This is a genomic window from Arthrobacter ramosus, from assembly GCF_039535095.1.
In the GTDB taxonomy this organism is placed as follows: Bacteria; Actinomycetota; Actinomycetes; order Actinomycetales; family Micrococcaceae; genus Arthrobacter; species Arthrobacter ramosus.
In genome coordinates this window covers 3,614,625-3,626,047 of record NZ_BAAAWN010000001.1, presented here as the reverse complement: position 1 = coordinate 3,626,047, position 11,423 = coordinate 3,614,625, and the positions used below count along the sequence as shown (strand labels likewise).

Below are 11,423 nucleotides of genomic sequence, written 5' to 3'. Positions count from 1 at the left end.
TGCTGGGAGTTACCTGCATTCAACCCACACAGAGACACCCCATTGGCTCCAACTCCAGTTGCCGGTAAAGCGGCCTCGGCCCTGCGTCAGGCACCAGACGGCCATCGCTGCGAGCAATGCAAAAGCAAGCACCATCAGGACGGCCAGAATCACCAGAAACCAGCCGTCGTAGCGAACAATCATTTCGTCAATCTTGGTTCGTGCCGTTGCCATCGTGCTGCTTGCGTTCAATGCGGTCGTCGCGAGCATTTCGTTCCTCCACTTCGATTTGAGCTACTGGCGGATCCCGTGTAGCCGGCATCCGAATGGTAGGCCGCGAAAACCGCGTCTCAGTGGTCGATCGGCGAAATTAAGTGGTGGAACCGGGAAAAATACGTGCAAAATCGACGTTTCTCCGTGTGGCTGCGGCACCGTCTACGTGTTTTATGCAGCACGACACGTAGATAGTGCCGCAGCCAGGAAGCGCCGAGTCGACAGCCAGGAAGCGCCGAAAGCTAGGCGTCCCCTCCGCCCACCAAGCTGTCCGTGTTCTGAAGCGCGATCCAAAGCTCCGCGCGGTAAATCCTTCCCGTTCCCCGTGTACGAAGTCGACGGCAAAACACTCATAGGGGAATTCGTGATCGGCCCGACCAATGGGCATTTGGGCGGGTGATTAGTATCAAATCAATGTCACGCCGACAAGTTGGGGGAACCAACATCATGAATCGAGGGATTGAAACGCGGTGGGCTTATCGCGACGAGGTGAAGACTAAGCTAGGTGGCAACGCATGGCGGTGGACTAACTGCCGAAGTACAATATGGAATCCTGGCGGCCAACTGTCAATGGCTCGATTCCTTGGTTCGGTACCGCTGTAATCCCTATGACGGTTATTAGTCGTAACCGGGCGGCTGATTCTTGGCAGGACCTCGCTAATCGAGGAAGACGCAAGTTCTATGAACCATCACAGGAGCGAAAGTAGAGGCAAGCGATGACTCGAGCGAGAGCGTTCATTTTTGCTGGCGGTTTTGGGGCCGGTGCGGGTTTCTTGATTGCCCTCACGCTCTGGATCTCCTCCTTTTCGCGCTATATGTACGTAGAGGATCTGGATCCAGCCGTACCGCCGGAAGTCTTCCGTAAATTGGTTGCATTTGCGCCGGCCGAACGGGCATTGCTGTACGTGAGCCTGGCTTGCGTCGCCCTGGGTCTCCTCCTGATGCTGATTGGAGGGGCGCGCCGGAAGCGAGGATCGTAGCGGCACAGCAACCCACACCAACCCCTAACCCTTACGTCAATCCCATAGAAAGTCGGCGTGAAGTGCGCTACTGTCCGTATCCATCCGGCGGGAACGCCGCCGGTTGATTCTGTCGCTGAGGAAGAAGAGGGGCTAGGCGTCCCCTCCGCCGACCAAACCGTCCGTGTACTGAAGCGCGATCCAAAGCTCCGCCCGCACTTGGGCCTGGTTCAGGTCGGTGTCGAGGAGTTCGGCGAGCAGTCCGATCTGGCGGCGCACGCTGTTGCGGTGCAGCCCCAGCAGCTTGGCGGAGCCGTCCCAGCTGCCGTTTTCGCTTAGCCAGCCCCTGAGCACTGCCAAGAGCGGATCGCGCCGATCAGCTTCCAAAGCGAGTATCGGTTCAAGAAGCCTCGCGGCCAGCATGGACCCGGCCTCGCGTCCCAGGAGCCCGGTGACGGACCACGTCACCTCGTCGACGCGGGCGCTCCGGCCGCTGGACTGGACCCGTGAACGGAGCGACGTCACCCGCTGATGTGCTGTGGCGAGGCTTGTCAGTTCGGCCGGGTCTCCGATGACGAGCCGCCAGCCGAGCTTTTCGACGTCCGCCAGGAGCACGTCGTCCACCTTCAAACGAGTGATCGCAGCGAATCCGTAATCGGTGATTTCCACCAGTTTGGTGTCGAAGAGGCGCCGCCACTGCAACAGCTCACGCACCGGGCTGTCGCCGGCGGGCCACTCGGGCGAGTCCACCTTGATGCCCTGGACCACGCGCAGGGGAGCGGATCGCGTAGAGGACAAGCTCTGGGCGAGGAGATCCTTGAGTCCGTTGACGTGCCGGGTCCCGCCGGTGGCAAGGCTTTCAGGGTGGAGCAACAACGCCGTCGCCAATTGGCTCGGCGCGAGCGAGCCGCTGGTCCGTTGGCGGACGAGCAGCTCCAGCAGCCCCACGACGGACTGCACCACGCTGTTCTGGGCGGGAGTCAGCGCAGCGTCCGAGCCCAGGATCAGGGCGCCCAGATTGGCGTCCTTGGTACTCCGCAGCGGGTGGCCGAAAACCATCGCCGATCCCGGCTGCTCAAAGCCGTCCACCTCAACCCGCGGTCCGCTGCCCGAAAGGAGCCGTTCCAGCATCGGCTCCAGGAGTGAATGCTCGACGCCGGTGCTGCCGCCAGCTGCGTGGGCGCGCGCACGGACCCGCCCGTCCGCTCCGACGAGGAGGGCCCAGACGGGCACCTTCTGGACCAAAGCGGCGAGCAGCTCGTGTTCAGGCCTTGGGGAGAGGACTGCCCGCATGAGTTGCCTGTTGGTGTCCGCGAGCTGGCGGAACACCTTCGCGTTATCCGATTCCAGGAGCTGGGAGAACTCAAGCCCGATCGCGGCGAACGGTATCGATTCCGGGATCTCGATCAAGGTGAGCTGGTGCCGGCGGCACGCCTTGACCAGCTCGGCCGGGACGGCGTCGAAATACGGCCTGATCCCGAACCCCAGCGCCGCCACCTTGGCTCCCACCAGCCGCTTCACGTACGCATCGACGTTCTCCTTGGACCCGCCGTCCCCCAGGAAGGGGAGTCCCGCGGTCAGCAGGAACTCCCCGTCCGGCAGGTAGGGGGTGGGATCGTCCAGTTCGCTGGGTTCAACCCAGCGCAGCAGCTCCCCGCCGCTGCCGCCGTCGTGGAGTATCTCCAACTCGGGCGGCAGCTGCTTCAGGAACTGTTCAAGCGTGACGAAACTCAGGCGGCCGGGACTCGGCTCAGGCGACATCGCTCGGGGCCTCCTGGTAATCGGGGCACTCGTAGGCACTGGACTCATACACGCGCGGGAGTCGTGGTGCGATCCGGTTGATGATCTCGTCACCATGGCTTCCGATGGCGGCGCCCCAATCGTCGGCGCTCGCAGCCCCTCCGGCCGGATCGCCGAACAGGACCGCCGTGTCACCGACCCCGATCCCGGAAGCATCCGGACCGAGGTCCACCATGAACTGATCCATGCACACCTTGCCGATCACGGAGACTTTCCGCCCGGCGATCTGGACCAGGCTCCGGCCGCTGATGCCCTTGGGGATCCCGTCGGCGTAACCCAGGGGAATGAGTCCGAGATAGCGCGGCTCGTGCGTGATGGCCTGGTGTTCGTAGCTGACCCCGGTCCCGGCCGGGACCTTCTTGATCATGACGAGTGGTGCGGTGACGCTCAAGGCGGGGCGAAGTCCGAAGTCGGCGGGATCCAGGTGGTCCGCCGGGGCCAATCCGTAGATGGCCAGTCCGGCGCGGACCATGTCGAAGTGGAATTCGGGCCGGTCCAGGATGTTTGCCGAGCTCGACACGTGCCGCAGCTGCGGATCAAGGCCGGCAGCGCGGGCCTCGCGAACGGCGTCCTCGAACTCTGCCACGGCTGCAGCGTTGCCAGGGTGGGCGGGAACATCGGCCCAGGCCAGGTGGGTCCAGATGCCGCGGACCAGAACCGTGCCGTCCTGCTCGGCCTTGCGAGCCTGGGCCACGAGTCCGAGCCAGTCCTCCTTGCGCGCACCGCCGCGGCTGAGGCCGCTGTCCAGCTCCAGGTGCACGACGGCGGGGCGGCCCAATTGCCCCGCGATCCCGGCCAGGACCTCAAGTTGACCGACGCTCCCAAGCGAAACGTCGACGTCGTACTCGAGTGCCTCACGGATGGTCGCGCTGGCCTGGGATGCCAGATACAGCCACGAAAGGACCGGCACCGTGATGCCCGCCTGGCGCAAGGTGATGGCTTCGCTCAACTGGGCGGTCCCTAGCCAATCGGCTCCTGCCGCAACGGCCGTGCGGGCAACATCCACGAGGCCGTGACCGTAGCCGTTCCCCTTGACGACGGCCATGAAATGCGGCGCGGCGGTGCGCTTTTTGACGGCTTTGATGTTGTCTGAAATTGCGGACAGATCAACGCTGACCTGCCCGGAAAGCGCCGCTTCCGGCGTCGTTTCTGATTGTGCAATACGTCTCATGGTTGATCACTATAGGTCATTTTGCACCGCCGTGAGAGCTGGCTCACAGGCTTAGGGTGGTCAGGGGAAACCGCCAACTACTCTGAAGGGACGTCAACGGTGACTGTGCCTACCTCCACCCAGACCAAGCCAACGCACGCCACGAATACGGATGCCGGCAACGCCGCCCGCCGCCCGGGGCTCGGTTCGCAGCTGCTGCGCCGCAAGCCGATCGGGCAGATGGTCAGCGAAGCCGGAAGCAGCGAAAGCGGTACGCCGCTGGTCCGCAGCTTCGGCGTCCTCCAACTGACCATGATCAGTGTCGGCGCCACCCTCGGCACGGGCATCCTGGTGATCCTGGGTGAATCCGTGCCGCTGGCCGGACCAGCGGTCTGGATTTCCTTCGTCGTGGCGGGCCTTGCTGCGCTGTTCTCGGCTGTGTCCTACGCCGAAATGGCGGGCCTCGTACCCGTTGCCGGTTCCAGCTACTCCTACTCCTACGCCACGATGGGCGAAGGCATGGCCTGGATCTGTGGTTGGTGCCTCGTCCTCGAATACGCGGTCTCCGTGGCTGCCGTGGCCGTCGGCGCAGGGCAATACGTGAACGAAACCCTCGCCGCGTTCGGCCAGTTCCTGCCGGACGCGATGTCCCAGCCGCCGGGGAGCGGCGGCGTGGTCAACATCCCGGCCATGCTGATTGTGGTCCTCGCGATGGTCCTGCTGGTGCGAGGCGCCAAGGAGAGCGCCTGGATCAACACCGTGATCGTGACCATCAAGATCGTCATCCTGCTCTTCTTCTGCGCCGTCGCTTTCACCGCGTTCAACGCCGGCAACTTCGAACCGCTCATGCCCATGGGCGCCGCGGGTGTTTCGGCCGCCGCATCCAGGGTGTTCTTCTCCTACATCGGCTTCGATGCCGCTTCCACTGCCGGCGAAGAGGCCCGCAACCCTAAGCGCGACCTGCCGCGCGCCATCTTGCTCTCCATGGTGATCGTGACCAGCATCTACGTCCTGGTTGCCGTAGCCGCCATCGGCGCCCGCCCCTGGGAATGGTTCGGCGGCACCGAAGCGGCCCTCGTCCAGATCCTCGAGGAAACCACCCACCAGCCCTGGATCGCGCTCGTCTTCTCCATCGGAGCCGTGCTGGCCATCGCCAGCATCGTGCTGACGGTCCTCTATGGCCAGACCCGCATCCTGCTCTCCATGTCCCGCGACGGACTGGTCCCGGAGGTCTTCGGCCGTATCTCTCCACGAACCGGCACCCCGGTGGCCGGAACGCTCATCGTGGGCACCGCCGTCGCACTCACCGCGGGGCTCGTCCCGCTCGGCGCGCTGGCCGACGCCACCAGCATCGGCACCCTCTTCGCGTTCGCGCTGGTGAACGTCGCCGTCATCTACCTGCGGCGCAACCGCCCGGAGCTCAAGCGCAGCTTCCGCGTACCGCTCTACCCGATCACTCCTGTTCTCGGCACGCTGATGTGCGCCTACCTCATGGCCAACCTGGGTGCTGACACCTGGGTGGTATTCGGCGGCTGGATGCTTGTGGGGATCGCGCTCTACTTCGGCTACGGACGCCGGAACTCCAAGGTAGCGGCCCTGACCGATCAGGAATACCGTGAACTATCCGCAAGGGTCGCTGACCCGGAAATTGTGAAGGCAGAACTTTCATGACCATCGCCACCGAATTGCCCACGGAACCCACACCCCGCACAGGTGGCACCGGGACTTCCCAAGCGACGCCGGGCGACGCTCCCATCACCATGCTGAACCCGGACTTCCCCTTCAGCTACGACCACTACTTGGCCCACTCCGACGGCCTGGCGGTTGTTCCGCCGGAACTGTACGGCGCGGAGGTGGCGGTGATCGGCGCCGGCCTCTCGGGACTCGTCACGGCCTACGAGCTCATGAAGCTCGGGCTGCGCCCCGTGGTCTACGAGGCCGACCAGATCGGCGGGCGGCTGCGCACCGCGGGCTTCCCCTCCGCTCCCGGAGTGGTGGCAGACCTTGGCGGCATGCGCTTCCCCGTGTCAGGCAAGGCGTTCTACCACTACGTGGACCTCCTCGGCCTGGACACCCAGGAATTCCCCAACCCGCTCGCGCCCGCAACTTCAAGCACGGTGATCGAGCTGGCCGGGCAGAAGCACTACGCCGCCACCTCGGCGGACCTGCCGGAGTTCTTCCACGAAGTTGCCGCAGCCTGGAAGGCCGCAGTGAATGACGGCGCCGCGTTCCAGGAAATGCAGGAGGCCATCCGGGCCCGCGACACCAAGCGCATCAAGGAGCTATGGAACGAACTGCTCCCGCTCCTGGACGAGCAGACCTTCTACGGCTTCATCGCCGCAAGCAAGTCCTTCAAGGAGGCCGGATTCGCACACCGCGAGGCCTTCGGGCAGGTAGGGTTCGGCACCGGCGGCTGGGACACCGACTTCCCCAACTCCATCCTCGAAATCCTGCGCGTCGTCTACACCGACGCCGATGACCAGCACCGGCTCATCACCGGGGGAGCGCAACGGCTCCCCGAGGCACTCTGGCACCACGCGCCGTCGGGCATGGCTCACTGGCCCGACGGCACCTCGCTCGCATCGTTGCATTCCGGTTCCCCGCGCGGAGCCGTGGACCGCATCGAACGCGGAGCGAACGGCGACCTCATGGTGCGCGAACGTTGGGGCCGCGAAACCGGCTACCCCGCCGTCGTGACCACGTGCCAGTCATGGTTGCTGTCCACGCGGATCCACACCCAGGAATCGTTGTTCCCCTCGGAACTCTGGACCGCGATCGAGCGCTCGCACTACATGCAGTCGTCCAAGACCTTCGTGATGGTGGACCGGCCGTTCTGGAAGGACATCGACCCCGAAACGGGCCGCGAAGTGCTGTCCATGACGCTGACCGACCGGCTCAACCGGGCAACGTACCTGCTCGACGACGGTCCGGACAAGCCTGCCGTCATCCTGCTTTCCTACACGTGGAACGACGACGCCCTGAAGTGGCTCTCGCTCAATGCCGAGGAACGAGTCAAGCTCATGCTGCACTCGCTCGAGCAGATCTACCCGGGCGTGGACATTGCGAGCCACATCGTGGGCCAGCCGATTACCGTTTCCTGGGAGGCCGACCCCAACTTCATGGGTGCCTTCAAGGCCAACCTGCCCGGGCACTACCGCTACCAGCAGCGACTGTTCACCCACTTCAAGCAGGACAAGCTGCCGGAGAGCCAGCGGGGCATCTTCCTGGCCGGCGACGACGTCTCGTTCACCGCAGGCTGGGCCGAAGGCGCCGTCACCACAGGCCTCAACGCCGTGTGGGGTGTGGTGAACCACCTCGGTGGTTCGTCCGTGGCAGGCAACCCCGGTCCCGGTGACGTATTGGACGAGCTGGGTCCGATCAGCCTGGACTAGCCCTGCGCGTGCATCTCGCGGTGCGCCGCGGCCAGCTCCCGGTAGTGCGCCGCGTTGCGCTTCACGCCGTCGAGCTCTTCCTCGCTCAGTTCGCGACGCACCTTGGCGGGCACGCCGGCAACCAAGGATCGCGGCGGGATGACAGTTCCCTCAAGCACGACCGCGCCGGCGGCAACGAGCGAACCGGTACCGATGACGGCGCCGTTCAGGATGGTGGCGCTCATGCCGATGAGGCAGTCGTCCTCCACGGTGCATCCGTGGACGACGGCGCTGTGGCCGACGCTGACGCGTTCGCCGACGGTGCACGGGAAACCGGGGTCGGCGTGCAGGACCACATTGTCCTGCAGGTTCGAGCCGGCACCGACGCTGATTGCGGCGGTGTCGGCACGGACTGACACACCATAGAAGGCGCTGGAGTCCGCGCCGAGGGTGGCCTTGCCGATGATGGAAGCCGTGGGTGCCACAAAGGCGGTGTCATGGATGGCCGGGGTATCCCCGGCGAAGGTGTAAATGGGAGCCATGGGGCAAGCCTAGAACACGCCGGCCCCAACCCAACGAGTCCCCACCGCCACCCTCGCCTCGCAAGTCCCCGCCGGCTCCCAGGCTTCGCAAGCTCAGCCAGGGACCCTCGCCGGTGGGGCCCCACGGCCAGGGAACCCCGGCGGCGTGGGCCCAAGCAGTAGGTGTCGCTTTGACGCCCCATAACGACACCTACTGCGAGTCAGTTGGGTCGGAAGGTGTCCGGAGGACCAGGAACTGGTAGTGCTGGGTCCAATTGCCCGCACCGGGTCCGGACTCGACGCCCGTTCCCTCGGGCCAGGTTTCAAAGTGTTCCACCGTGCCGTAGGCACCCAAGATGCGGCGCAGGGTGTCGTCGCTCCGCCGGCTGAAGAACCGCCGCGGCTCGTCTTGGTCCTCGGGGTTGAGGACTTCTTCATCGTCACCGGACCAGAGCCCGACGGCGATCGGCGCACCGGCCGCGCTGACCCGCACGAGTTCAGCGACGACGTCGTGGATCGTGCTGTTGGGGACATGCAAGAGGGTGCTCATGGTCCACACGGCCGGGAACGTGGCGTCGGCGAACGGCAGGGACCGTCCGCTCGCCACGCTGGCGTCCAAGCCCTTGGCACGGGCGACGTGGATGCTCTCTTCGGAAAGATCGACGCCCGTGTAGTGCAGTCCCGCTCGGACGAATTCCAAACCTTCGACGCCGGTGCCGCAGCCTAGTTCGAACAGCGAGTGCCTGTGTTCGTCCTTAAGCAGGCGAATGAACCAATCGCGGCATTCCGTCCGATGCGGGGTCATGGCGCGGGTGTGCAGGAGAGGGGCCTGCCGGTCATAGAACGCGGCGAGGTCCGCTTCGTGGTCGGCGTCCGGGAAGCCCTGCATGGACCCAGCGTAGAACACCCAACTGACTCGCAATAGGTGTCGTTATGAGGCGTCAAAACGACAACTAATGCGAGCTAGTTGGGTGGGGGAGCGCTAGTTGAACACCACCGTGCGGGTGCCGTCGAGCAGGACGCGGTGCTCGGCGTGCCACTGCACAGCCTGCGCCAGCGTGCGGCCCTCGACGTCGCGGCCCATCTGCACGAATTGCTCGGCTGTGCGGGCGTGGTCCACCCGGATGACTTCCTGCTCGATGATCGGGCCCTCGTCGAGGTCCGCCGTGACGTAGTGGGCGGTGGCACCGATGATCTTCACGCCCCGGGCATGCGCCTGGTGGTAAGGCTTGGCGCCCTTGAAGGACGGCAGGAAGGAGTGATGGATGTTGATGGCCTTGCCGTTGAGTTCGGTGCAGAGCTCGTTGGAGAGGACCTGCATGTAGCGCGCCAGGACGGTCAGCTCGATGCCGTGCTCACGGATGAGCTCGAGCAGCTTCGCCTCGGCCTGGGGCTTGGTGTCCGGAGTGACAGGGATGTGGTGGAAGGGGATCCCGTAGAACTCCGCCAGACCTTCGAGGTCCCGGTGGTTGGATACTATGGCCGGCACCTCGATGGGGAGGGTGCCAGTGCGTTGCTGGAAGAGCAGATCGTTGAGGCAGTGTGCGTCCTTTGAGCCCAGGATCAGGGTACGGACCTTCTGGCCCACCGGGTTGATCTGCCACTTCATGCCGAATTCTTCGGCCACCGGGGCCAGTGCCGAACTCAGTTCAGCCTGGGTCGAGGACGTCGTGGCTTCCACCCGCATGAAGAAGTTTCCCGTGCTGGGGCTGCCGTACTGCTGGGAATCGGCGATGTTGCAGCCAGCCTCCAACAAAGCGCCTGCAACGGCGTGCACAATTCCGGGCCGGTCCGGGCAGGACAGGGTTACAACAAAAGACGTAGGCAGGGTGGAGTCAGTCACACGATCAAGCCTACCGTTGCGCACCTGTTGTACTGTTTAAGTCGTCGCGACTGGCGTTGGGTGGTGTACCACCAGGGAGCGGCATTGATGAAGACCACGGATCGTACGCCTGGGCCGAGGGTCACGTTTTACTGTCGCTGTGCCATGCCCCGTAATCAAAGGCATGGAAAAAACCCAGCCGGTAGCCTGACCTGTAGAAATACCCGTTGCCTATCCAGGAGATCTTCGTGACCACCACCACCATCACCTCCGCGACCATCAGCAACCAGCCGCTTTCCGAGCTCGACCCCGAGATCGCAGCAGTTCTGGAACAGGAACTCGGCCGCCAGCGCGGCACCCTGGAAATGATCGCTTCCGAGAACTTTGCCCCCCGCGCCGTCATGGAGGCCCAGGGCTCGGTCCTGACCAACAAGTACGCCGAAGGCTACCCGGGCCGCCGCTACTACGGCGGCTGCGAATACGTGGACATCGCCGAGCAACTGGCCATCGACCGCGTGAAGGCGCTCTTCGACGCTGAGTACGCCAACGTACAGCCGCACTCGGGTGCGCAGGCCAACGCCGCAGCCCTGTCCGCCATGATCACTCCTGGTGACAAGATCCTCGGCCTTTCCCTGGCCCACGGTGGCCACCTGACCCATGGCATGAAGCTCAACTTCTCCGGCAAGCTCTACAACGTAGCTGCCTACCAGGTTGAAGAAGACAACTTCCGCGTGGACATGGACAAGCTCCGCGAACAGGCCATTGCCGAGAAGCCGCAGGTCATCATCGCCGGCTGGTCCGCTTACCCGCGCCACCTCGACTTTGCAGCCTTCCGTTCCATCGCCGACGAGGTTGGCGCGCTCCTTTGGACGGACATGGCCCACTTCGCTGGCCTCGTCGCAGCAGGCCTGCACCCAAGCCCGGTGCCGCACTCCGACGTCGTTACCTCCACGGTGCACAAGACGCTGGCCGGCCCCCGTTCCGGCGTGATCCTCGCCAAGCAGGAATGGGCGAAGAAACTCAACTCCAACGTGTTCCCGGGACAGCAGGGCGGCCCGCTCATGCACGTGATCGCCGCCAAGGCCGTTGCGTTCAAGATCGCTGCCGGCGAGGAGTTCAAGGAGCGCCAGGAGCGCGTCCTTGAAGGCGCCAAGATCATCGCCGATCGCCTCAACCAGGCCGATGTCGCCGACGCCGGTGTTTCCGTTTTGACCGGCGGCACCGACGTCCACTTGGTCCTCGTGGACCTGCGCAACTCGCAGCTGGACGGCCAGCAGGCAGAAGACCTCCTGCATTCGGTGGGCATCACCGTCAACCGCAACGCCGTTCCTTTCGACCCCCGCCCGCCGATGGTCACCTCCGGCCTGCGCATCGGTACCCCGGCCCTCGCCACCCGCGGCTTCGGTGCCACGGAATTCACCGAGGTTGCCGAGATCATCGCTTCGGCGCTCAAGTCCGGCTCCGCTACCGACGTTGAAGCCTTGCAGGCCCGGGTCGACAAGCTCGCTGCAGACTTCCCGCTGTACCCGCAGCACGAGCAGTGGTGAA

The 11,423-nt window shown here is 64.6% G+C and carries 9 protein-coding genes and 1 riboswitch; of the genes, 3 read left to right on the top strand and 6 right to left on the bottom strand.

The features are described 5' to 3' along the window. Positions 1–9 precede the first annotated feature (9 nt). The 3 genes from ABD742_RS16725 to alr all read right to left on the bottom strand — a co-directional run bounded on the left by ABD742_RS16725 (position 10) and on the right by alr (position 4,182). Complete coding sequence (locus ABD742_RS16725; RefSeq protein ID WP_234751242.1) at positions 10–249, bottom strand: hypothetical protein; 240 nt, start codon at positions 247–249, stop codon at positions 10–12. Between the two features lie 1,115 nt (positions 250–1,364). After that, a complete protein-coding gene (locus ABD742_RS16720) occupies positions 1,365–2,972 on the bottom strand; it encodes a PucR family transcriptional regulator (RefSeq protein ID WP_234751244.1) in 1,608 nt (535 codons plus the stop codon). Then, positions 2,962–4,182 carry an alanine racemase gene (gene alr, locus ABD742_RS16715; RefSeq protein ID WP_234751245.1) on the bottom strand — a complete coding sequence of 407 codons (1,221 nt, stop codon included), beginning with the start codon at positions 4,180–4,182 and terminating at the stop codon, positions 2,962–2,964. Before alr ends, ABD742_RS16720 begins: the two co-directional genes overlap by 11 nt. 219 nt (positions 4,183–4,401) lie before the next feature. On the opposite strand from alr, the gene ABD742_RS16710 reads away from it, so the two are divergent. Then, positions 4,402–5,832, top strand: a complete 1,431-nt coding sequence (locus tag ABD742_RS16710) for an amino acid permease (protein WP_234751338.1) — start codon at positions 4,402–4,404, stop codon at positions 5,830–5,832. Beyond that, entirely contained in the window at positions 5,829–7,553 is a 1,725-nt protein-coding gene (locus ABD742_RS16705; protein WP_234751248.1) for a flavin monoamine oxidase family protein, read from the top strand. The genes ABD742_RS16710 and ABD742_RS16705 overlap by 4 nt, the downstream gene beginning before the upstream one ends. On the opposite strand, the gene ABD742_RS16700 is transcribed toward ABD742_RS16705, so the two are convergent. From ABD742_RS16700 to purU, 3 genes are all read right to left on the bottom strand, one after another. Continuing rightward, positions 7,550–8,074, bottom strand: coding sequence for a gamma carbonic anhydrase family protein (locus tag ABD742_RS16700; protein ID WP_234751250.1), 525 nt, complete (start codon positions 8,072–8,074; stop codon positions 7,550–7,552). The two genes, ABD742_RS16705 and ABD742_RS16700, sit on opposite strands and share 4 nt — an antisense overlap. Positions 8,075–8,264: 190 nt before the next feature. Next, complete coding sequence (locus tag ABD742_RS16695) at positions 8,265–8,942, bottom strand: class I SAM-dependent methyltransferase (RefSeq protein ID WP_234751251.1); 678 nt, start codon at positions 8,940–8,942, stop codon at positions 8,265–8,267. Positions 8,943–9,035: 93 nt separating this feature from the next. Then, entirely contained in the window at positions 9,036–9,896 is an 861-nt protein-coding gene (gene purU, locus ABD742_RS16690; protein ID WP_234751253.1) for a formyltetrahydrofolate deformylase, read from the bottom strand. Positions 9,897–9,932: 36 nt separating this feature from the next. Continuing rightward, positions 9,933–10,018: riboswitch (ZMP/ZTP riboswitch) on the top strand. A gap of 105 nt (positions 10,019–10,123) precedes the next feature. Here purU and glyA point away from each other — a divergent pair. Then, positions 10,124–11,422, top strand: coding sequence for a serine hydroxymethyltransferase (gene glyA, locus ABD742_RS16685; protein WP_234751339.1), 1,299 nt, complete (start codon positions 10,124–10,126; stop codon positions 11,420–11,422). Position 11,423 lies beyond the last annotated feature (1 nt).